This is a genomic window from Brachybacterium sp. GCM10030267, from assembly GCF_042666875.1.
GTDB lineage: Bacteria > Actinomycetota > Actinomycetes > Actinomycetales > Dermabacteraceae > Brachybacterium.
The window spans coordinates 108,683-130,757 of the sequence record NZ_JBHTCX010000017.1 but is presented as its reverse complement, the minus strand read 5'-3'; the positions used below and the strand labels follow the sequence as shown (position 1 = coordinate 130,757).

Genomic DNA, 22,075 nt, shown 5'->3' with positions numbered 1-22,075 from the left:
GAACGACGTGCGGACACCGCCAGCGTATCGATCCGCGCCCGGCGCGTCTCGGGGTGTTTACTGGCGGCTCGTCCCCGTCCCTGCCCTCGCCCTCAGGAGAACCCATGGACGCTGCGTCCCCACAGACCGGAGAGCACGACCAGGCCGGAGTGCATGACGAGATCTCGCCGCTGCGGCGGGTGATCCTGCACGAGCCCGGCGCCGAGCTCGAACGGCTGACCCCGGACACTCGCGAGCGGTTCCTGTTCGACGAGGTGCTGTGGCGCGATCGCGCCCGCAGCCAGCACCGTGAGTTCTCCGCCCTGCTGCGCCGCGAGGGCGTCGAGGTCCTCGAGCTGAGCGATCTGCTGACGGACCTGCTCGAGGTGCCTGAGGTCCGCAGCGACCTGCTGCACCGGGCGCTGGATCCGACGGTGCTGGGAGACATCGCCGTCCAGGACCTGACCGAGGCGCTCGGCGAGATGCCGTCGGCCGCTCTGGGGGAGGTGCTGATCGCCGGGATCACCGTCGCCGAGCTGCGCGGACTCGGTGTCACTCCCCGGTCCATCGCCCTGCAACGGATGGGGGAGGAGCACCTGGTGCTCGATCCGCTGCCCAACCATCTGTTCACGCGCGACTCCTCGGCGTGGATCGGGGACGTGGCCGCGGTCAGCCCGATGCGGAGGTCGGCACGGCGCCGCGAGAGCCTGCACCTGGAGGCGATCTATCGGCACCATCCGCGCTTCGCCGGGGCATCCGGCCCGCGACGCGTCGTCGGCAGCGGCGGCGCGGGCGCAGCCACCGTCGAGGGCGGGGACGTGATGATGCTGTCCCCGCGGGTGGTCGCGCTCGGACTCTCGGAGCGCACCAGCGCCGTCGGCGTCGAACGGCTCGCGGGCGACCTGCTCGAGGACGGCACCGTGGACCGCGTGATCGCCATCGCCCTGCCGCACCGGCGCTCGATGATGCACCTGGACACGGTCACCACCGTTGTCGACCACGACTCGATGCTGCGCCACGGGCCGCTGGGGCCGCTGGAGACGTTCGAGATCGAGCGGCCCGGTGACCGTCTGATCTCGCGGTCGCGTGCCGCCGACGAGATGGATTCCGTGCTCGCCCGCGGGCTCGGCGTGGACGCACTGCGAGTGCTCAGCGCGCCGCTGGACCCGTACACCGCTGCACGCGAGCAGTGGGACGACGGGTGCAACGTGCTCGCCCTCGCCCCGGGGCGCGTGGTGGCCTACGAGAGAGCGGCGGCGACCAACGACTACCTCCGCGCCCAGGGCATCGAAGTGCTCGAGTTCGCCGGCGACGAGCTGGGTCGCGGTCGCGGCGGTCCGCGGTGCATGAGCTGCCCGGTCGCCCGCGGTTGACCTCCCCCGGGCGCCACCGAGAACCGCTCAGCGCCGTGTGGGCGGCGGAGGATCGGACTCCGACTGGATCATCAGCGTCTGCTCCGGCAGCGGATCCTCCAGCGAGCGTTCGAGCAGCAGCTGCTGGGTGCCGAACTCCTCGAGCCCCTTGCGGACGGTGAAGCCGAGCTTGCGCAGCAGGGCCACGCTGCGCTTGTTGCGGGTCTGGCTGACGGCGATGACGTGGTCGTCCTCGAGCTCGTCGCGGGCCCAGGCCAGCAGCGCCACGCAGGATTCCGCGGCATAGCCCCGTCCCGTCCACTCGGGCAGCAGCGCGTAGGAGAGCTCCAGCTCGCCCCGGTCGTAGTCCAGCGTGATGGACCCGATCATGGTGTCGTCCTCCGCCCGGGCCAGCACCCAGCGTCCCCAGGTCAGCCCCAGCGGGGAGAGCTCGAGCGCCTGCCGGGAGGCGTAGTCCAGGGCTCCGCCCAGGTATTCCCGGGTGACGGGATCGGTCATCAGGCGGATCATGGCGTCGCGGTCGCCATCACCGGGCGGCCGGATCACCAGACGCTGGCTGCGGATCCGTATCGGCCACTCGGTCGTGCCTTCCTTTGTCACGGCCTCCACGGTACAAGCTGGTCCCCGGGCGCTCGGCACCTTCGGGTCGCTCGGCCTCGCGGTGACCGGCCAACGGTGCGGACTGCGTGGTCACAGCCGCATGACGCCGGACCGAGCGGCCGCGTCGCGCCCTGCCGGGCGGTAGGGTGAGGCCTGCGGCGGCCGGATCATCGCACCGGGGCAGGCCGCCGGCGCGCCCGGTCCGTGCCGCGAGATGGACGGGCGGCGCTCGCTCCGTGGCGAGCAAAGAACGAGAAGGAGCACCATGGTTGAGCAGGCCCTGCGCAGCACCGCGCTGGAGGCGATCCACGAGTCCCTCGGCGCGACCTTCACGGACTTCGCCGGCTGGCGGATGCCCGTGCGCTACGGCTCCGACCTGGCCGAGCACGCCGCAGTCCGCGAGCGTGCCGGACTGTTCGACCTCAGCCACATGGGCGAGATCCACGTCCAGGGCCCCCAGGCCGGGCAGGCCCTCGATAACGCCCTGGCAGGCAAGCTGTCCGCCATCTCCGTGGGACGAGCGAAGTACTCGCTGCTGCTGACCGAGGAGGGCGGCGTCATCGACGACGTCATCACCTATCGCCTCGCCGAGGAGCACTACCTCGTCGTCGCCAACGCGGCCAACGCGGAGATCGACGCCCAGGAGATCACCGCCCGCGCCGAGGGATTCGACGCCCGCGTCGAGGACGCCTCGGACCGCACCGCCCTGATCGCGGTCCAGGGCCCCCGCAGCCAGGAGATCCTGCTGCGCGTCCTCGCCGGCGCCGAGACGGGCATCGAGGGCATCGCCGCCGAAGATCTCACGGAGATGAAGTACTACCGCGTCGCCCAGGGCACCTACCGCGGCCGGCAGCTGCTGGTGGCCCGCACGGGATACACCGGGGAGGACGGCTTCGAGCTGTACGTCCCGGCCGATCTCGCCGCCCCACTGTGGGAGCAGCTCACCGTCGCCGGAGGCGAGGATCTCACGCCGTGCGGACTCGCCTGCCGCGACACCCTGCGTCTCGAGGCCGGGATGCCGCTGTACGGCCACGAGCTGGGCCGCGACCTGCATCCCGCCCAGTCCGGCATGGGCCGCGTGGTCGCGCTGTCGACCAAGGACGACTTCGTCGGCCGGGCGGGCGTGGAGAACACCGACGTCTCGTCCCGTCCTGTCCTGGTGGGGCTGGTCGCCGAGGGTCGCCGCGCCGCCCGCGCCGGCTCCAGCGTCCGCACCGCCGACGGAGTCGAGGTCGGTTCCGTGACCTCCGGAGCCCTCTCGCCGACTCTCGGCCACCCGATCGCCATGGCGCTCGTACGGCCGGACCTCACCGAGGCCGGCACCGAGCTCGTCGTCGACGTCCGCGGCAAGCCCCTCCCGGTCCGCGTCGTCGAGCTGCCCTTCTACTCCCGCCGCTGATCCGCCCCACCGCTGACCCCAGCACCCCCATCCGCCCGAGCCCCGCCCCAGGAAGGACCATCGCCATGACCGAGGAGATCCGCTACAGCAAGGACCACGAATGGGTCCGCGTCGAGTCCGACGGCATCGCCGTCATCGGCGTGACGGACTACGCCGCCGAGCAGCTGGGCGACGTCGTCTACGTCGACCTGCCCGAAGCGGGCACCGAACTCTCCGCCGGATCCGAGATGGGCGAGATCGAGTCCACGAAGTCCGTCTCGGACCTGCTCTCCCCGCTCGACGGCACCGTCACCGAGATCAACCAGGACGTCGTCGACTCCCCGGAGCTGGTCAACTCCTCTCCGTTCGACCAGGGATGGCTGCTGCGCGCGCGCTTCGAGTCGCTGCCGGAGGATCTGCTCAGCGCGGAGGACTACAAGGCCTTCACACAGTCCTGATAAGTCGCGGCGGCCCCGCTCCGAGCCCGGCCGGTCCCGCGCACATCGCCTGACGACGCACCACTCCCACGACGCAACACCCCAGGGGCACCCACCTCATGACCGCTTCGCCCGTCCACGACCACGAGTCCTTCGTCCGCCGTCACGTCGGCACCGACCCCGCGGCCCAGCGCCACATGCTCGAGACCCTGGGCTACGAGAGCCTGGACGAGATGCTCACCGCTGCGGTGCCCGGGACCATCCTTCTGGCCGGAGACGGTGCGGAGACCGGATCGGCGGTGCCCGAGGGCATCAGCGAGACGGCGGCGCTGGCCGAGCTGCGCGCACTCGCCGATCGCAACACCGTGCGCCGCTCGTTGATCGGCCTTGGGTACCACGGCACCCACACCCCGGCCGTCATCCAGCGCAACGTGCTGGAGAACCCGGCCTGGTACACCGCCTACACGCCGTACCAGCCGGAGATCTCGCAGGGACGGCTCGAGGCGCTGCTGACGTTCCAGACCATGATCTGCGATCTCACCGGGATGGAGGTCTCCAACGCCTCCACGCTGGACGAAGCCACCTCCGCCGCCGAGGCGCTGATGCTGGCCCGCCGCACCGCCAAGCGCAACGGCAACGTGTTCCTCGTCGACGCCGACACCCTTCCCGCCACGAAGGAGGTGCTGCGCGGGCGCGCCGACGGGCTCGGCATCGAGCTGCGCGAGGTCGACTTCGCCGCCGGCGACATGCCCGACGGCGAGCCGGCCGACGGCGAGTACTTCGGGGCGCTCATCCAGTACCCGGGCGCCTCCGGCCGGGTGTGGGATCCGCGCGAGACGATCGCCGCGATCAAGGAGACCAAGGCCGTCGCCGTCGTCGCGGCCGATCTGCTGGCGCTGACCCAGCTGGCCTCCCCGGGCACCCTGGGCGCGGACGTCACCATCGGCACCACCCAGCGCTTCGGCATCCCGCTCGGCTTCGGCGGGCCCCACGCCGGGTTCGTCGCCGTGCGCAAGGGACTCGAGCGCCAGCTGCCCGGCCGGCTGGTGGGCGTCTCCGTCGACGCCGAGGGCAACCCCGCCTATCGGCTCTCCCTGCAGACCCGTGAACAGCACATCCGGCGCGAGAAGGCGACCAGCTCGATCACCACCGCCCAGGTGCTGCTGGCCGTGATGGCCGCTATGTACGCCGTGTACCACGGGCCCGACGGCCTCGCCCGCATCGGTCGCCGCGTCGCGGCGCGCACCGCAGCGCTGGCCGACCACCTCGTGCGCAGCGGTTTCGAGCTCGAGAACGACTCGTTCTTCGACACCCTCGAGGTGCGCGCCACGGGCCTCGCCCACGACATCGCCGCCTCGATGGCCGAGGCCGGGTTCCTGCTCCGCCCCCTCGGCGACGACGTCGTCCACCTGTCCCTGGACGAGACCGTCACGCCGGCCGACCTGGAGGCGATCGCCGCCGCCTTCGCGCCCTATGCCCCGACCCCGGGGCAGGAGCTGCGCGACGTCACGGCGCTCGGGAGGGACGACGATGAGCTCGACGCCGACGCCGACGCCGACGCCGACGCGGACGCCGACGCCGACGCCGACGCGGGCAGCGAGGCTGCGACCGGTGCCGGCCCCGGCGCACGGCAGCGGTGGGGCGCCCTGGCCCGCCAGGACCGATTCCTGCAGCACCCCGTCTTCTCCTCGTTCCACTCCGAGACCGCGATGATGCGCTACCTCCGCCGCCTCGCGGACAAGGACTTCGCGCTGGACCGGGGCATGATCCCGCTGGGCTCGTGCACCATGAAGCTCAACGCCGCCACCGAGATGGCCGGGGTCACCTGGGCCGGGTTCAACGCCCTCCACCCCTTCGCGCCCCGCGAGGACGTCGGGGGCTACCTCGACCTGATCGAGCAGCTGGAGACCTGGCTGGCGGATCTGACCGGGTACGACACCGTCTCCCTCCAGCCCAACGCCGGGTCCCAGGGCGAGTTCGCCGGACTCCTGGCCATCCGCGCGTACCACGCCTCCCGGGGGGAGAGCGGCCGCGAGGTGTGCCTGGTCCCCAGCTCCGCGCACGGCACCAACGCGGCCTCCGCGGTCAATGCCGGACTGCGGGTGGTCGTGGTCGGCTCCGACGATCGCGGCAACATCGACCTCGAGGACCTGAAGCAGAAGCTCAAGGACCACGGGGACGAACTCGCGGCCATCATGATCACCTACCCCTCCACGCACGGCGTGTACGAGGAGGAGGTGCGCACCGTCTGCCAGCTCGTCCACGACGCCGGGGGACAGGTCTACGTCGACGGTGCCAACCTCAATGCCCTGCTGCAGGTCGCCAGGCCCGGGGAGTTCGGCGGCGACGTCTCCCATCTGAACCTGCACAAGACGTTCTGCATCCCCCATGGCGGCGGCGGCCCGGGAGTGGGCCCGCTGGCGGCGAAGTCGCACCTGGCTCCGTTCCTGCCCGGCCACCCCGCCATCCAGGAGGAGAAGCACCCGGTCGCCGGGCGGGACGCGCAGGTCCACGCGGGGCCCCCGGTCTCCCAGGCGCCCTACGGCTCCCCCTCGATCCTGCCGATCTCATGGACCTACATCCGTCTCATGGGTCCCGAGGGGCTGCGCCACGCGACTGCCGCGGCCGTGCTGGCGGCCAACTACATGGCCCGTCGCCTCTCGGAGGCCTACGAGATCCTCTACACCGGGGAGAACGGCCTGGTCGCCCACGAGTGCATCGTCGACCTGCGGCCCCTGACCGCGCGCACCGGGATCACCGTCGACGACGTCGCCAAGCGGCTCATCGACTACGGGTTCCATGCCCCGACCATGTCGTTCCCCGTCGCCGGCACGTTCATGATCGAGCCCACCGAATCCGAGGATCTCGCGGAGATCGATCGCTTCGTCGACGCGATGCTGATGATCGCCGAGGAGGCCGACGAGGTCGCCTCCGGCAGCTGGCCGGCGGATGACAACCCGCTGGTGGGCGCCCCGCACACGGCGGCCTCCATCGCGACGGGGGAGTGGAGCCACCCGTACTCGCGGGAGGTGGCCGTCTACCCCGGCAGCCGGTCCGCTCCGGAGGATCTCTCGGTCCACGACAGCGCCCAGATGCGGATCCAGTCGAAGTACTGGCCGCCGGTGCGACGCATCGACCAGGCCCACGGGGATCGCAACCTGGTCCCGACCTGGCCCCGCGACTGACCTGGCCGCGCGACGGACCGTCGGCCTCGGAGCGCGTCGATATGAACCGCTGTGACGGCCCGGTTTCCTGCCGCGATCGAGGGCCCATAACCTCGATGCCATGACAGAGATCCTCACCACCACCGCCGGTTCACTGCCACGCACTCCGGAACTGCTCGCGGCCAACGCCGCCCGACGCTTCGACGCCGACGGTCTGACGCCCCTGCCCTCGGCGGAGTTCGATGCCGCGCTCGCGGCCGCCGTCGACTCCGTCGTCACCCGCCAGCAGGAGATCGGGATCACCCTTCCCGGTGACGGCGAGTACGGCAAGGCGATGACCACGACCTTCAACTACGGCGCGTGGTGGAGCTACATCTTCCACCGCACCGCCGGCCTGGAGATCGTCGAGGAGGACACGTTCGTCTCCCAGCCGCCGACCGCGGAGAACGCCGACGGTCTCACGCTGACCTCGTTCGGCAACCGCCGGGACCGCCAGCGCTTCCCGGACGTGTACGCGAGCGACGCCGAGGTGAACAAGGCGACCCCCAAGGAGGGCGCGCTGACCTTCCCCGTCGCCTCCGGCGAGCTGGCCTACACCGGCCACGAGCAGATCGCCTCCGACGTCTCCAACTTCTCCCGCGCGCTGAAGGCCCAGGGCATCGAGCGGGGCTTTCTGACCTCGCTCTCCCCGGGCTCCGGCGCCCGCATCCAGGATCGCCACTACGGATCCGAGGACGCCTTCCTCGAGGCATGGGCCGGCGCCCTGCACGAGGAGTACAAGGCCATCACCGACGCCGGGCTGATCGTGCAGGTGGACGACCCCTCCATCGCCGAGAACTTCGATCAGATCGACCCCGAGCCGAGCATCGAGGACTACCTGCGCTTCACCGGCAAGCGCGTCGAGGCGCTCAACCACGCCCTCGAGGGGCTGCCCACGGAGCAGCTGCGCTTCCATCTGTGCTGGGGCTCCTGGCACGGCCCCCACACCACGGACATCGAGTTCAAGCATCTGGTCAAGCTCATGCTGGACATCGACGTGACCTACTACTCGTTCGAGGGCGCCAACGCCCGCCACGAGCACGAGTACGTGGTCTGGGACGACGTGACGCTGCCGGAGGACAAGATCATCGTGCCCGGAGTGGTCACCCACTCCACCAACGTGGTCGAGCATCCCGAGCTGGTCGCCCAGCGCATCCAGCGCTACGCGAAGCGCGTCGGCCCCGAGCGCGTCATCGCCTCGACCGACTGCGGCCTGGGCGGGCGCATCCACCCCGACATCGCGTGGGCAAAGCTCGAGTCGCTGGCCGAGGGAGCACGGATCGCCTCGCAGCGCGCCTGATCGCTCCCGGCGACGAAAAAGTTCACCTGGGCGTCGACGACACGTCACGCGGGCGTGAGCCCGAATCCGGCGGCGAAGAGGATCATCTCCGGTGTGAGGATCCTCTTCGTCGCCGAGTCCTTCCTGCCGCACATGAACGGGGTCACCAATTCGGTGCTCCGCGTCGTCGACCACTTCGCCGCCGCCGGTGATGATCTCTCCATCATCGCTCCCCAGTGGCCCCGTGCCGACAAGTTCCTGCGCACCGCCTGCGGGCGCAAGATCCGGGTGCGACGCATCGCGTCGGCCCCGCTGCCGGGGTACGCCGACGTGCGCGTGGCCACCACCAGCGCCGCCACGATCCGACGCCGCATCGATGATTTCCAGCCCGACGTCATCCACCTCGCCTCGCCGACCATCCTGGGCGGCCGCGCCGTGATCGCCGCCCACAAGGCGGGGGTGCCGACCGTCGCGGTCTACCAGACCGACATCCCCGGCTACACGGCCCGCTACGGGATGCCGTTCCTCGAGAACGCGACCTGGCAGCTGCTCAAGGACGTGCACAACCGCGCCACGCTGAACCTCGCGCCCTCGACGGCGACCCGCGATCAGCTCGTCGAGCACGGCATCAAGCGCGTCCAGCTGTGGGGGCGGGGCGTGGACACCTCGCTGTTCTCGCCCTCGCTGCGCAGCGAGAAGCTGCGCGCGAAGTACGCGGATCCGGGCGAGAAGCTCGTGGTCTACGTCGGCCGGCTCGCCCCGGAGAAGCAGGTCGGTGACCTCAAGGTCATCCATGACATGCCCGGGGTGCGACTGCTGATCGTGGGCGACGGCCCGGACAAGGACGCGCTGCGCCGTGCCATGCCGCGCGCGCGCTTCGCCGGGTTCCGCTCCGGCACGGACCTCGCCACCCACCTGGCCAGCGCCGATCTGTTCATCCACCCCGGCGAACTGGAGACCTTCGGGCAGACCATCCAGGAGGCCATGGCCTCGGGCCTGCCCGTGATCGCCCCGCGGCGCGGCGGCCCGGTCGATCTGGTCGCTCCCAGCCGCACCGGCTGGCTGTACACGCCGGGCATGCACGACGAGATGCGCCAGCATGCCGGCGACCTGCTGTTCGACGACACGAAACGGCTCGCCTTCGGGCAGGCGGCGCTGGAGGCGGTGCACAAGCGCACCTGGCCGGTGCTGTCCGAGCAGCTGCGCGGCTTCTACCGCACCGCGATCGAGCAGCACGAGAGAGTGCACTCCTCCCACTGAGTCGTCCCCCTGAGGTCGTCCCACTGAGTGAACGCCCCGGGACAGCCGTGTCATCGCCCCGGGGCGACAGCCTGCTCGATCCCGGTGCGTCATATTCCGCCACACAGCTCGCCCCGCACGTCGCGCGGGGAGTGAACTGTGGACGTCGCCGATACGGGCGGCTCGGATCTCCGCGGAAGGACAACTCATGGCGCAGCGCACCTCCACCCGTCGCCCGCTCATCGGCGTGACCGCAGGGACCCGCGCCATGATGACCGGCGCCTGGGCGGGCCATGACGCCGTGGTGATCACCGAGCACTACGTGCGCGCCCTCCGCGAGGCCGGAGCCCGTCCCGTCATCATCGCCCCGCAGGACCAGTGGAGCGACGAGGAGGTCGGCGAGCTCGACGGTCTCGTCCTCACCGGCGGCACCGATCTCGATCCCGCCGCCTGGGGCGAGGACGCACTGCCCACGGACATGACCCCGGACCCGGAGCGCGACGCCTTCGAGACGGCTCTGTACCGCGCCGCCCGCCGGGCCGACGTCCCCGTGCTCGGCATCTGCCGCGGACTGCAGATCATCGTCGTCGCCGAGGGCGGCACCCTGCACCGTCACCTGCCCGAGGACGTCCCGGCACACCCGGCGACGGGCGTGAGACCCACCCGCGTCGAGGTCGCCCTCGAGGCGGCCAGCGACCTCGCCCTCGCGCTGGGCACCCGTGCCGGTGTCACCGCGTACCACCATCAGGGCGTCCGGGACGTCCGCGGTGACCTCCGGGTCGTCGCTCGACATGCCAGCGCTCTGCCGGTGGCCGTCGAGGCCGCCTCCGGGTCGACCGTGCTCGCGGTGCAGTGGCATCCCGAGATCGACGGGGCCGACGGCAGTGCCGTGTTCGAGAGCCTGCTCACCGCCATCGAGCACCGGGAGGCGGCAGCACCGCAGCGCTCGCTGGTCTAGGATGGACCCTGACCGTGCGGGCCTTCGGGCCGCCGGAGGACCCAGGCGAAAGCGGAGGAAGAGGCACCATGAGCAACCAACGGGTCGCGATCGGCACCGACCCCGCCGATCAGCAGGAGGGGAAGGTCGCCTCGAGCGGCAACAGCCTCGTCCTCAGCGTGGTCCTGTTCCTGGTCCTGTTCGGCCTCTTCGCCGCCGGTCTCTACGTCATGAGCCTGTTCACGATGTGGACGTTCCTCGGCGGGCTCGGAATGTGCCTGGTCGCGCTGTTCGCCTCCCTCGAACTGGTTCCCCGCTTCCTGACCTGAGCGGGCTCCTGCGCTCGCCGCAGCAACCGGCCAGTCCCCACATTCCTCGTGCCCGGCGCCTCACGGCGACCGGGCACGACTGCATCCGCGAGGGCGTGCAGCTGCATCCGCGACGAAGCCCGGGCCACCGGGAGTGTCCGCCGGCCGTGTCCGCAGAGAGCACTCGCATGGATTTCGTGCGTCGGTTCCCGGACAATGAGTCCTCGTGAACGTTCCCTCCCCGGCCCGTATCGCGGCCGCCGACGCCCCGCCGGACGCCGTGCGTCGTGCCCGCTGGGCCGTCTCCCTGCTCTTCTTCCTCAACGGCGCGTCCTTCTGCGCGATCCTGCCGCGCTACCCCGAGCTGGTCGAGAGCATCGGCCTCTCCCACACCGCCTTCGGGCTCGCCGTCGGCATCGGGCCCGTCGGCGGCCTGATCGCGGGGCTGACGGTGGCCGGCCTGATGTCCCGCTACGGCTCCGCGCGGGTCAGCGTCGTCGCCCAGGTCATCGCCTCGACCACCCATCTGGCGGTATACGTGTCCGGCTCGTGGCTCTGGCTGGCGGCGTCGCTGGGCCTGGCGATGGCGGCCGACGCCGTCACCGACATCTCCATGAACGCCCACGGCATGCGCGTCGAGCGCCGCTACCGCCGCTCGATCATGAACAGCTACCACGGCTGGTGGTCCCTGGGCGCCGTCACGGGCGGACTCCTCGGCGCGGGCAGCGCCCAGATCGGTCTCGCGCTGTGGCTCCAGGGAGTGCTCGGGCTCGTCGTGTTCGGGGCCCTGGGCGCCGCGTCGCTGCGCTTCATGCTGCCCGGGCACGACGCCACCGAGCGCACCCCGAGCGGGGGTCCGGCGGCCGGGCCGTCGGCCGGCTCCGCCGCGGAGGTGCCCGCCGAACCGGTCCCGGCCGGCTTCCGCCTGGCGGGGATGAGCCTGCGCGCACTGGGTCTGGTCGCGGCGCTGGGCATGATCCTGGTCTTCGCGGGGTCGACCGAGGACGCCGGCAACACGTGGGGCGCGCTGTTCATGACCTCCACCTTCGAGGCGACCCCGTTCGTGGCCGGACTGGCCTTCGTCGCCCTGCAGGGAGCCCAGACCGTGGGCCGCTTCACCGGCGACTTCGTCGTCGACCGGCTGGGGGACCGGCTCGCCGCCCGGATGGGTGCCCTGGTCTCGATCTGCGGCATGAGCGTCGCTCTGCTGATGTCCACCCCGGCCACCGCGGTGGTCGGTTTCGCCGCCGCCGGGTGGGGCGTCGCCACCTTGTTCCCCGCCGCCTACCGGGCCGCCGACGACATGCCGGGCGTGCCCCACGGGGTGGGCATCACCGTGGTGGGGTGGTTCGCGCGGTTGGGCTTCTTCGTCACGCCGCCGCTGGTCGGGGCGCTCGCCGACGCCCTCACCCTGCGCTACGCCCTGTGGATGATGCCGGTGTACGCGCTGGGCATCCTGCTCTTCTCGGGGGTCCTCAGCAACCGTCCGTCGGCCGATGCGACCGCCGGTCGTGGCTGATACCGGTCCTGGCACCCGAGGGCATCCGCGGGTGCATCCACCGGCCCAGGTCAGAAGCGGCTGATGTCCCCGGCGCCCTCCCGAGCGATCTCGACGTCGCCGCCGGAGAGGTCGACGACCGTGGTGGGCTCGGTGCCCACCTCCCCGGAATCGATGATCACGTCGAGCTGATCGCCCAGGAGGTCCTGCACGACCCAGCCCTCCGAGGGGGATTGCTCGTGACCAGGCAGCAGCAGCGTCGAGGAGACGATCGGCTCGCCGAGCGCACGGACCAGCGCATGGGCGACGCGGTGATCGGGGATGCGCACCCCCACGGTGAGCTTCTTGGGGTGCGCCATCCGCCGCGGCACCTCCTTGGTGGCCGGCAGGATGAACGTGTACGGGCCCGGGGTCGCGTTCTTGACCAGCCGGAACGTCGGGTTCGAGACGATGACGAACTGGCCCAGCTGGGCGAAGTCCGCGCACACCAGCGTGAAGTGGTGATTCTTGCCGACCTGGCGGATGCGGCGGATCCGCTCGAGCCCCTCGTGCGCTCCCAGCGAGCAGCCCAGGGCGTAGGAGGAATCCGTCGGATAGGCGATCAGCCCACCGGCCTTCAGCACGTCGACGGCCTGGTCGATGAGCCGTGGCTGCGGGTCGACGGGGTGGATGTCGAGATAGCGGGCAGAGCGTGATGATCTGGCCATGCTCGATGCTACGACGGCGGCGCCGCAGGCCGCCATGGGGCTGCGGAGGTGTGCCTCGCGCAGCTCAGGCGACGACGACGAACTCCCGGCCGATCCACTTCGTGCGACGCAGACGGAGCACGGCCCCGACCGGCAGCGGCCCCTTGATGTGCGGATAGCCGCGGCCGCCCCCGTCGTCGTCGGCCTCGATGTCCACCGCGACGCCGGCCGCCTCCACGCGCGCCACGTCGATCTCGAGGATCACGAGATCCGAGGGGCGATCGGGGTAGACGCGCTTGGCGACCATGGAGACCTGCTCGGGCCAGGACGCGTGGATATAGCCGACCTCGGAGAGGTCGCGGCCCCGGGTGGCTTGGGTGTACGAGCCCTGCCGGGCTGCCGCCTCCCAGGCGGGCAGCTCGGTGATGTGCCAGATCAGGGGCGCGGGCATGCCCGGCAGTGTACCGTGACCGGCATGGATGAGACCTCCGCCGGACCGGGCGCGGTGCGCCTGGTCCATGACGACGACAGAGACCGCTACGAAGCGCTGGACGGTTCCGAGCTGCTCGCCGTCCTGTACTACGGCGATGAGCCCGCCGCCGACGCGAGCGAGAGCGCCGGGACGGCCGAGGGCCAGAGCGCGGGGGCCGCCGCCGGCCCCGGGCCGGCCACGGTGCGCGATCTGCGCTCGACCGTGGTCGCCCCCGAGCACAACGGCCGGGGAGTGGGCTCCGCGCTGGTCCGCTTCGCCCTCGACGACGCTCGCGAGCACAGCCTGCGGGTGCGCGCCACGTGCTGGTTCGTGCGCGGCTGGATCGAGCGGCACCCCGAGTACGCCGATCTGCTCGAGGAGCCCAGCGCCGGCAGCGGAACGGAGGGTCGATGAGCTACCGCATCCTCACCGTGTGCACCGGCAACATCTGCCGCTCCCCGATGGCCGAGTACGCGCTCCGCGAGGCGCTCGAGCAGGCCGGTCTCGATGACCACGTCGAGGTCGCCTCCGTCGGCACCTCCGGCTGGGAGGTCGGCAACCCCGTCGACGCACGGGCCGGAGCGCTGCTCCAGCGCCACGGCCTGGACGCCTCCGCCCACCGGGCCCGGCAGATGACCGCGGCGCTGCTGCGGGAGGCGGACCTCGTGCTCGCCCTGGACCACGACCACGTCGAACCGATCCGTCGCGCCATGGGCGACCGGGCCCGCGGCCGCCTCTACATGCTGCGCGACTTCGCGTCGGAGCCCGTGCAGGACACCGGCATCCGCGACCCCTGGTACGGGGACGAGAGCGGCTTCGAGATCGCATGGGAGCAGATCATGGACGCCGCTGACGGGATCATCGATCACGTCCGCTCCGAGCTTGCCTCGCAGGACGCCTCCCGCTCCAGCGACAGCCGTCGATGACCGCAGCGAACGGGGAGGAGGTGCTCGGAGCGCTCGAGACGGCCGCCGCGATCCGGGCGGGCGAGATCGACATGCGCGAGCAGACCGAGCGCGCCCTCGACGCCGCTCGTGGCACGGTCGCCCGGGTGGGTGCGTTCGCCCACGTCCTCGAGGACCTCTCGCGCCGGCAGGCCCGGGCCGCCGCCGAGCGCCTCGCGGACGCGCGACGCACCGGAGATCTCGCGGGACTCGCACGTGACCTCCCGCTGCTCGGAGTCCCGATGCCCATCAAGGACCTCACCCAGATCGCCGGAGAGCCCTTCGAAGCAGGCAGCACCGCGCTGCGCGGCACCATCGCCCCGGTCACCGACGGCGTCGCGCAGCGAGTCATGGACGCCGGTACCGTGACGATCGGCAAGACCACCACTCCCGAGTTCGGGATGCCTGCCTACACCGAGCCCGCCACCGGAGCGCCGGCGCGCACCCCGTGGGATCTGCGCCGCACCGCCGGCGGCTCCAGCGGCGGGGCCGCCGCCGCGGTGGCCGCGGGAGTGGTGCCGCTGGCGCACGGCTCGGACGGAGGCGGGTCCGTCCGGATCCCTGCGGCCTGCTGCGGCATCGTGGGCATCAAGCCCTCGCGCGGGCTCGTCTCGCCCGGTCCGTACGGCGCCGAGGGCGTGGGCCTGGTCACCGACGGCGTGCTGGCCCGCACCGTGCGGGACCTCGCGGCGGGCCTGGACACGATCGCCGGCGACCGCCCCGGGGACTCCACCCCGCTGGCCCGCCGCGAGCGCCCCTACCTCGACGCGGTCGGCGAGCAGGCGGGCCCGCTGCGCATCGCGGTCCTCACCGAGCCCCTCGCCGCCGAGACCGACGTGCACCCGGCCGCCCTGCGCGGCCTCGAACGCGCCACCGAGCTGCTGCGCGGGCTCGGCCACGAGACGACGAGCATCCCGGCGCCGTTCACGGCCTCCGAATGGGCTGCCTTCATGCCGCTGTGGACCGTCGGCGCCGCCGCCATCGAGCTCGACGCGGTGCAGGAGGGCAAGCTGCTGGAGCTGACCCGGTGGCTACGGGAGCGGGGCCGCACCTACAGCGGCATCGACGTGGTCAGAGCCATCAGCGCCATGCAGACTCTCTCCCGGCGCACGGGGGAGACCTTCGCGTCGTACGACGTCGTCCTCACACCGACCCTGGCGGGACCGCCCGCCTTCCCGGACGAGCTGCAGCTGCCCGATGGCGCCGCGGATTTCCAGGCGCAGTGCGAGTTCACGCCGTGGACGAGCACCTGGAACATGCTCGGCCGCGCCGCGATGTCGGTGCCGCTGCACCGGGAGCACGTCGACGGCGTGGAGCTGCCCTTCGGCGTCCACCTCGGGGCGACCCGGCCCGGGGATGACGCCCTGCTCCTCTCGCTGGCCGCGCAGCTGGAGGCGCACGATCCGTGGCCCCTGGTGCGGGAACCGGTCAGCCCGTGAGCACGCCCGGAACCGGCACCGGTCCGCAGTCGGTGCGGCTGGACGTATGGCTGTGGAGCGCTCGGCTGATGCCGACCCGCTCGGCCGCCACCACCGCGTGCCGGGCAGGGCACGTGCGCCGCAACGGGGAGCCGGCGAAGGCCTCGCAGCGCATCACCGTGGGGGACGAGCTGCGTGTCCGCTCACCCGGGCGCGAACGCATCGTGGTCGTCACGACGATCCTCACCAAGCGCGTCGGCGCCCCGGTCGCGCGGGAGGCCTATGAGGACCACAGCCCCGAGCCACGGCCGCAGCTGGCCGCCGCGCCGCCGCGACGCGAGCGCGGGACCGGCCGTCCGACCAAGCGTGAGCGTCGCCAGTTCGAGCGCCTGCGCGGCCGCGACGAGGACTCGCGCCGCTGAGCACAGCAGCCGCGGTCGAGTCGGGGACCCCGGTCGGCTAGGAGCCGGTGTGCCCGGCCCTCGCGAGCAGGGCCTGGCGATTGGTGGTGAGCCTGCGCAGCAGGTCGGACTCGAGGGCGACCACCTTCGGGTTCGCGCCGTCGGCCAGCAGACGCTGGCGCACCGAGGCCAGGTCCGCGCTCTCCCGGATGAACTTCTTCATCAGCGGCTTCGCGCCCAACTGGTTCGCCCACCGCTTGCCCTCGCGGCGGCCTTTCCACGTGCCGAGCATGTCCACCTCCTCATGCGTGAGCCATCCGTGATTGGCGTAGTCCCCCAGGCGCACCCGCGTCAATCGTGATTCGTCCCAGACGAGAATCGCGATGAGGATCAGCCATGCCAGGGAGATGAGCGCCTCCAGGGCGTACATCACCAGCAGGGCGATGATGCCGGAGAAGAGGGTGGCCCCGAGGTTCCACAGAGCGTGCAGGAGCATGCCGGGGATGAGGGCGGGGATGAACGCCAGCAGGCCCATCACCGTCCCCCACTTCCTCACCACGAAGCCCACGGTGATGCCGGTGAGCGAGGTGTAGATGGCATGCCCGAAGATGTTCAGCACGCCGCGCATGACCACGTTGATCAGCAGGCCCACCTCGCCCGCGCCTTCGAGAGCCCGGGTGTAGTAGAGGATGTTCTCGGTGAAGGCGAAGCCGCCGCCGATGAGCGTGCCGTAGATGAGCCCGTCCAGGGGGCCGTTGAAGTACCGCCGGCCCAGGAGCATCAGCAGCAGGAGGCCGAGCCCCTTGGTGGTCTCCTCCACCAGAGGGGCGCTGATGACTGGGCCCACGAAGTTCGCCGCGGCCTCGCTGCCGGTGACCCAGAAGGTCAGTATCGAGTTGGCGGTGTTGAGCAGATAGCTGAGGCCGGCCCCGACCGCCGCGCCCCAGAGCACGGCGACGATCAGCAGAGGGATCGGCTGCGGATCCCAGCGGTCGGCCAGGATCATGATCCCGATGATCACGATCAGCGAGATCAGCGCGAGGAACGCCGTCACCGGCCACCAGATCGGACTCGAACTCGAGCTGATGACGAATCCGAGGAAGAACAGACCCAGGATGACGATCAGCAGGATGCCCAGCATCGCCGCGACGATCCAGGACACGACCGTCGTCACCGGCACCTTGTTCGCGCTCTGGGAGACCTCCTGGGCACGTCGGGCCTGGGTGGTCGTCCACGCCGAGGGCGGCTGTTCCTGATCCGGCTGCCGGATCCGGGCCGGGGCGTACCGCGCGGCTGTCAGCCCGGACGCCGGTCGCACCGAGGTGTCGTAGGCGCGAGGATTGCCGTAGTCGACGTAGCGGGGCTGGGACGGGCCCGACGGGGAGCCGCCTGCGGACCCCGCGCCGGGGCGCGGGCGCCCGTTGGGCATGTACTGGCCACTGGGCGGCTGCTGCGGCGGGTGGGACATGATGGCCTCGGTTTCGTCGGCAGAGGGACGGGAGCGCAGGGACGGTCGAGCGCCCCGGGACGTCGTCGGTGTCTGGTCCCCCACACGACAGGGCGATCGGCTGCCTGCGATGCTACAGGTGCCGATCCCCATCCTCGCCGATGACGAGACCCGAGCGGAGCCGATTGTGGACAGAACCCAACCTTGAGCGGAATAGACTCAACCTTGGCGTCGTTGCACTGGTCGCAGGACCGCCCGCGGGGCCACTGACAGACCGCCGCGGGCCGCGCGCAGCGATCGCGGAACCACAGCGATCCTGCGGGCACGCCGCACAGAGATCGAGCAACCACACGGACCGGCCGATAACACCGACCGCACGGTCCAGGCAGGAGAGGAAGCGCCGTGGAGTTCCAGTTCACCACTCGTTCGCAGGAGGCCGTCACCGCGGCCGCGGAGAAGGCAGTCGAGCTCGGCAACCCCCAGATCAGCTCTCTGCACCTCTTGTGGGCGCTGGCACTCCAGAGCGATGGCATCGGCGCGGCGGCCCTCACGGAAGCCGGCGCGGATCCCCGCGACGTGGCTCGGCGTGCCGAGGAGGCCATCGGTGCGCTGCCACGGGTCAGCGGCAGCGGCGCGCATCCGACCTTCGTCGGCGACGGCTTCGACGCCCTGGAGGCGGCGCGGCACGAGGCCGATGCCCAGCAGCGGACCTATCTGTCCACCGAGCACCTGATGATCGGCATCGCGCTCGGCTCGGACGAGGCCGCTCGCCTGCTGGCCGCCGCCGGCGCGACGCCGGCGGCCCTTCGCGATGCCGTGACCCGACTCTCACCAGGAGATGAGCGCATGACACAGATGGACACCCAGAACCCCGAGGGCACCTTCCAGAGTCTCGAGAAGTTCGGCATCGACCTCACCGAGCAGGCCCGCGAGGGCCGGCTGGACCCGGTGATCGGCCGTGACGCCGAGATCCGCCGCGTGGTCCAGGTGCTCTCGCGACGCACCAAGAACAACCCCGTGCTGATCGGCGAACCGGGCGTCGGCAAGACGGCCGTGGTCGAGGGACTCGCTCAGCGCATCGTCGCCGGTGACGTCCCGGATTCGCTGCGGGACAAGAAGCTCGTCGCCCTGGACCTGTCCTCGATGGTCGCCGGGTCGAAGTACCGCGGCGAGTTCGAGGAGCGCATGAAGGCCGTGCTCGATGAGATCCGCACCAGCAACGGCCAGATCATCACCTTCATCGACGAGCTGCACACCGTGGTGGGTGCGGGCGGCACGGGCGACGGCTCGATGGACGCCGGCAACATGCTCAAGCCCATGCTGGCCCGCGGTGAACTGCGCATGGTCGGCGCCACCACCCTGGACGAGTATCGCGAGAACATCGAGAAGGACCCGGCCCTCGAGCGGCGCTTCCAGCAGGTCATCGTCGGCGAGCCCAGCGTCGAGGACACCATCACCATCCTGCGCGGGCTCAAGGACAAGTACGAGGCCCACCACAAGGTCTCGATCACCGATGCGGCCCTGGTGGCCGCGGCGACGCTCTCGGACCGCTACATCTCGGGCCGGCAGCTGCCGGACAAGGCGATCGATCTGGTCGACGAAGCCGCGTCCCGCCAGCGCATGGAACTGGACTCCTCGCCGGAGGAGCTGGACATCCTGCGCCGGCAGGTGGACCGGTTGAAGATGGAGGAGCTCGCGCTGGATGGCAGCGACGATCCCGGCAGCATCGCCCAGCTCGAATCGGTCCGCGCGCAGCTGGCCGACCGCACCGAGCAGATGACGGCGCTGTCGGCGCGCTGGGACCGGGAGAAGGCCGGGCTGAACCTGGTCGGTGACCTCAAGGCGCGACTGGAGCAGCTGCGGATGCAGGCCGATCGTGCCCAGCGCGAGGGCGACCTGACCGCCGCCTCCAAGATCCTCTACGGCGACATCCCGGAGGTGAAGTCGCAGCTGGTCGAGGCCGAGGAGAAGGAGGCCGAGGGCGTCGGTGAGGACGATCGCCCCCTGGTCGCCGACCACGTCGGTCCCGATGACATCGCCGATGTCGTGGGCAGCTGGACCGGGATCCCCGCGGGGCGCTTGCTGGAGGCGGAGAGCCAGAAGCTGCTGGAGATGGAGGAGCTGATCGGTCAGCGCCTGATCGGCCAGCACCGCGCCGTCGCCGAGGTCTCCGACGCCGTGCGCCGGGCCCGTGCCGGGATCGCTGATCCGAACCGTCCCACCGGCTCTTTCCTGTTCCTGGGGCCGACGGGCGTGGGCAAGACCGAGCTGGCCAAGTCCCTGGCCGACTTCCTCTTCGACGACGAGCGGGCGATGATCCGCCTGGACATGTCGGAGTACGGGGAGAAGCACACGGTCTCGCGCCTGGTCGGTGCCCCTCCCGGGTACGTCGGCTACGACGAGGGCGGTCAGCTCACCGAGGCCGTGCGGCGCCGCCCCTACTCGGTGGTGCTGCTCGATGAGATCGAGAAGGCGCACCCCGACGTGTTCGACATCCTGCTGCAGGTGCTCGATGACGGTCGTCTGACCGACGGGCAGGGCAGGACCGTGGACTTCCGCTCCACGATCCTGATCCTCACCTCGAACCTGGGCGCCCACTTCCTGCAGGATCCCGTGCTGAGCGAGCGCGAGAAGCACGAACAGGTGATGCAGGTGGTCAGGGGATCGTTCAAGCCCGAGTTCCTCAACCGCCTCGACGACGTCGTGATCTTCGATGCGCTCTCCCGCGAGCAGCTCTCGCGGATCGTGGACCTCCAGGTCCGGGAGGTCGCGGCACGGCTCGAGGATCGCCGGATCGGCCTGGAGGTGGACGAACCGGCCACGCAGTGGCTGGCCGAGACGGGCTTCGACCCGATGTACGGGGCGCGCCCGCTGAAGCGGCTGGTCCAGAAGGAGATCGGTGACGCCCTGGCGCGTCTCATCCTCAGGGGCGAGGTCCGCGACGGCGACCACGTCGGCGTCGGCGTCAGCGAGGAGGGGCACTCCCTGGAGCTGACCGTCATCGCCCCGGACGAGGCCGACGGCAGCGAGCGGGACGAGGCCGCGGCCGCGGTGAGCTGATCGCTGGAGCGGGGCGCATTCCGAGGTGCCGGGATGCGCCCCTCGCGCGCGGCCGGCCGGTCGAGAGACGCGCGGCTCACGCCTCAGCCCGCCGGCTGGGGCTGCGGATCCCACGGCAGGGGCGCTACCGCGCGGCGGAGGTCGTACCAGGTCTCGGCATCGGTGGCCTCGTCCCATGCCTGCGAAGCGGGCTCCAGGGTCTCCCGCCCGGCGTCCTGGCCCTCCCGAATTCGCGAGGCCGCCTCCGGGCTGACCGGCTCGATGATGTCCGCAGCGTGACCGATGCTGCTGTCCACCGCATCGGTCAGCGCCGGCACCGGGGTGGCCGTGACGATGCCGGCCACGCCCGCGAAGTGGCGATACATACCGCGCTCGCCGGCTCGGGCCGCGGCGGCGGGATCACCGTCGCCGATGGCGTCGGCGACTTCGCGAGTGGTCTGGTCCGCATTCGCCACGAGGTGCTCCACGCCGCCGGTCACCTGGCCCATCACGGAGTTCTCGCCCACGGCGACGCCTGAGATCTCGTGCGGGATCCGGGCGAGGGAGACAGCCGGAGTGAAGGCACCGAGCCCGTTGTCCTCGAGCGTGCTCTCGGCGAGATCGAGCCCGTCCCCGACGGTGCTGTGGAGGTCCATGAGAGCCTGGGCCCCGGCGCTCCACTTGGTCATCTTGAAGGCTCCGCGGCGCACCTCCTCGGCCCGCTCGAGCCGTTCCGGAGCCAGATCGAACTCCTCACCCTCGGGCAAGGAGTCGCGGCTCGTGCGGAGCTGTTCCGGCTCCCGAGCCATGGGCCCTCCGATCGGGGACCAGCTGCCCGGACCTCCGGTGACGACGGGCGGGAGGGGCGCGCCGAGCACCGGAACGAGCTCGAACGGGTCCTCCGCCTGGAACGGACCGCCGATGGTCGGCCCGAGGCCCTCGTACCACGGTGGTGGCGACAGACGCGGGAACAGCTCGGGGAAGGGCAGTCCGCGACCGCTGCCCCCGTTGCCACCGCTGCCCCCGCTGCCTCCTCCGGGGCCGGCGGGCATCTCCGCGCGCGCCCAGCGCAGCGGGTCGCTGCGATCGGACCGGGCCTCCGACGCGCTCACCTGCTGCGCCGACTCCTCCCGCAGCATCTCGGCCCGGTCGCGGATCGCTGCGCAGACGTCGCCGGCAGTGACGGCGACCGCATCGACCTGGCCCCGATGGGAGTCGGCGTCCGGCCCGGCCCACGCGACCGTGACGGAGGTCGTGCGCAGGAGTTCGATGAGCTCGATGATTCTCTTGGCGCTCTCGACGAGCTTCTCGGCCAGCTCGTCCAAGGTCTCGGGGTCGCATCCGCAGAAGATGTTCATGGACCGACCGTAGGCAGCCGAACGACTCGTCGACCGCCGCGCGGTCTCCATTGTGGACGCAGCCGCGTTGGGGAGGAAC

The 22,075-nt window shown here is 71.3% G+C and carries 19 protein-coding genes; 14 read left to right on the top strand and 5 right to left on the bottom strand.

Translation table 11 applies throughout. The features are described from left to right. The first annotated feature begins 104 nt into the window (after nucleotides 1–104). Entirely contained in the window at nucleotides 105–1,352 is a 1,248-nt protein-coding gene (locus ACFQS2_RS15165; protein WP_377794288.1) for an arginine deiminase, read from the top strand. 27 nt (nucleotides 1,353–1,379) lie between these two features. Here ACFQS2_RS15165 and ACFQS2_RS15160 read toward each other — a convergent pair whose 3' ends face one another. Further along, nucleotides 1,380–1,952, bottom strand: a complete 573-nt coding sequence (locus ACFQS2_RS15160; RefSeq protein WP_377019169.1) for a GNAT family N-acetyltransferase — start codon at nucleotides 1,950–1,952, stop codon at nucleotides 1,380–1,382. A gap of 265 nt (nucleotides 1,953–2,217) precedes the next feature. On the opposite strand from ACFQS2_RS15160, the gene gcvT reads away from it, so the two are divergent. From gcvT to ACFQS2_RS15120, 8 genes are all read left to right on the top strand, one after another. Then, entirely contained in the window at nucleotides 2,218–3,351 is a 1,134-nt protein-coding gene (gcvT, locus tag ACFQS2_RS15155; RefSeq protein ID WP_377019170.1) for a glycine cleavage system aminomethyltransferase GcvT, read from the top strand. 65 nt (nucleotides 3,352–3,416) lie between these two features. Further along, entirely contained in the window at nucleotides 3,417–3,788 is a 372-nt protein-coding gene (gene gcvH / locus ACFQS2_RS15150; RefSeq protein ID WP_377019171.1) for a glycine cleavage system protein GcvH, read from the top strand. Nucleotides 3,789–3,886: 98 nt separating this feature from the next. Next, nucleotides 3,887–6,952 carry an aminomethyl-transferring glycine dehydrogenase subunit GcvPB gene (gene gcvPB, locus ACFQS2_RS15145; RefSeq protein WP_377794287.1) on the top strand — a complete coding sequence of 1,022 codons (3,066 nt, stop codon included), beginning with the start codon at nucleotides 3,887–3,889 and terminating at the stop codon, nucleotides 6,950–6,952. A gap of 100 nt (nucleotides 6,953–7,052) precedes the next feature. Further along, nucleotides 7,053–8,270: a cobalamin-independent methionine synthase II family protein gene (locus ACFQS2_RS15140; protein ID WP_377794286.1), complete on the top strand. Its 1,218-nt coding sequence runs from the start codon at nucleotides 7,053–7,055 to the stop codon at nucleotides 8,268–8,270. A gap of 93 nt (nucleotides 8,271–8,363) precedes the next feature. Then, nucleotides 8,364–9,509 (top strand): glycosyltransferase family 4 protein, encoded by a 1,146-nt coding sequence (locus tag ACFQS2_RS15135; protein ID WP_377794285.1) that lies wholly within the window; start codon nucleotides 8,364–8,366, stop codon nucleotides 9,507–9,509. A 187-nt stretch (nucleotides 9,510–9,696) separates the two neighbouring features. Next, on the top strand, nucleotides 9,697–10,446 hold the full coding sequence (locus ACFQS2_RS15130; RefSeq protein WP_377794284.1) for a gamma-glutamyl-gamma-aminobutyrate hydrolase family protein: 750 nt from the start codon (nucleotides 9,697–9,699) through the stop codon (nucleotides 10,444–10,446). A gap of 68 nt (nucleotides 10,447–10,514) precedes the next feature. Next, nucleotides 10,515–10,754 (top strand): hypothetical protein, encoded by a 240-nt coding sequence (locus ACFQS2_RS15125; protein WP_377019177.1) that lies wholly within the window; start codon nucleotides 10,515–10,517, stop codon nucleotides 10,752–10,754. Between the two features lie 205 nt (nucleotides 10,755–10,959). Then, the gene (locus tag ACFQS2_RS15120) at nucleotides 10,960–12,252 is read left to right on the top strand and encodes an MFS transporter (protein ID WP_377794283.1); all 1,293 of its coding nucleotides are present in this window, start codon (nucleotides 10,960–10,962) and stop codon (nucleotides 12,250–12,252) included. 50 nt (nucleotides 12,253–12,302) lie between these two features. Here the strand turns inward: ACFQS2_RS15120 and ACFQS2_RS15115 are convergent, their stop codons facing one another. Together ACFQS2_RS15115 and ACFQS2_RS15110 are read right to left on the bottom strand one after the other, a co-directional pair. Next, the gene (locus ACFQS2_RS15115) at nucleotides 12,303–12,938 is read right to left on the bottom strand and encodes an L-threonylcarbamoyladenylate synthase (RefSeq protein WP_377794282.1); all 636 of its coding nucleotides are present in this window, start codon (nucleotides 12,936–12,938) and stop codon (nucleotides 12,303–12,305) included. Between the two features lie 64 nt (nucleotides 12,939–13,002). Beyond that, on the bottom strand, nucleotides 13,003–13,368 hold the full coding sequence (locus ACFQS2_RS15110; protein ID WP_377019180.1) for a DUF952 domain-containing protein: 366 nt from the start codon (nucleotides 13,366–13,368) through the stop codon (nucleotides 13,003–13,005). A gap of 24 nt (nucleotides 13,369–13,392) precedes the next feature. On the opposite strand from ACFQS2_RS15110, the gene ACFQS2_RS15105 reads away from it, so the two are divergent. The 4 genes from ACFQS2_RS15105 to ACFQS2_RS15090 are packed head-to-tail and all read left to right on the top strand — an operon-like array spanning nucleotide 13,393 to nucleotide 16,173. After that, on the top strand, nucleotides 13,393–13,803 hold the full coding sequence (locus ACFQS2_RS15105) for a GNAT family N-acetyltransferase (RefSeq protein ID WP_377019182.1): 411 nt from the start codon (nucleotides 13,393–13,395) through the stop codon (nucleotides 13,801–13,803). Further along, nucleotides 13,800–14,315, top strand: a complete 516-nt coding sequence (locus tag ACFQS2_RS15100; protein ID WP_377019184.1) for a low molecular weight protein-tyrosine-phosphatase — start codon at nucleotides 13,800–13,802, stop codon at nucleotides 14,313–14,315. Before ACFQS2_RS15105 ends, ACFQS2_RS15100 begins: the two co-directional genes overlap by 4 nt. Then, nucleotides 14,312–15,772 carry an amidase gene (locus ACFQS2_RS15095; protein WP_377794281.1) on the top strand — a complete coding sequence of 487 codons (1,461 nt, stop codon included), beginning with the start codon at nucleotides 14,312–14,314 and terminating at the stop codon, nucleotides 15,770–15,772. Before ACFQS2_RS15100 ends, ACFQS2_RS15095 begins: the two co-directional genes overlap by 4 nt. Then, nucleotides 15,769–16,173 (top strand): RNA-binding S4 domain-containing protein, encoded by a 405-nt coding sequence (locus tag ACFQS2_RS15090; RefSeq protein ID WP_377794280.1) that lies wholly within the window; start codon nucleotides 15,769–15,771, stop codon nucleotides 16,171–16,173. Before ACFQS2_RS15095 ends, ACFQS2_RS15090 begins: the two co-directional genes overlap by 4 nt. A gap of 37 nt (nucleotides 16,174–16,210) precedes the next feature. Here ACFQS2_RS15090 and ACFQS2_RS15085 read toward each other — a convergent pair whose 3' ends face one another. Then, nucleotides 16,211–17,620 (bottom strand): PrsW family intramembrane metalloprotease, encoded by a 1,410-nt coding sequence (locus ACFQS2_RS15085; protein ID WP_377794279.1) that lies wholly within the window; start codon nucleotides 17,618–17,620, stop codon nucleotides 16,211–16,213. Nucleotides 17,621–18,001: 381 nt separating this feature from the next. Between ACFQS2_RS15085 and ACFQS2_RS15080 the strand changes: the two genes are divergently transcribed. Further along, a complete protein-coding gene (locus tag ACFQS2_RS15080) occupies nucleotides 18,002–20,659 on the top strand; it encodes an ATP-dependent Clp protease ATP-binding subunit (RefSeq protein ID WP_377794278.1) in 2,658 nt (885 codons plus the stop codon). A gap of 83 nt (nucleotides 20,660–20,742) precedes the next feature. On the opposite strand, the gene ACFQS2_RS15075 is transcribed toward ACFQS2_RS15080, so the two are convergent. Next, nucleotides 20,743–21,996: a hypothetical protein gene (locus ACFQS2_RS15075; protein ID WP_377794277.1), complete on the bottom strand. Its 1,254-nt coding sequence runs from the start codon at nucleotides 21,994–21,996 to the stop codon at nucleotides 20,743–20,745. Nucleotides 21,997–22,075 lie beyond the last annotated feature (79 nt).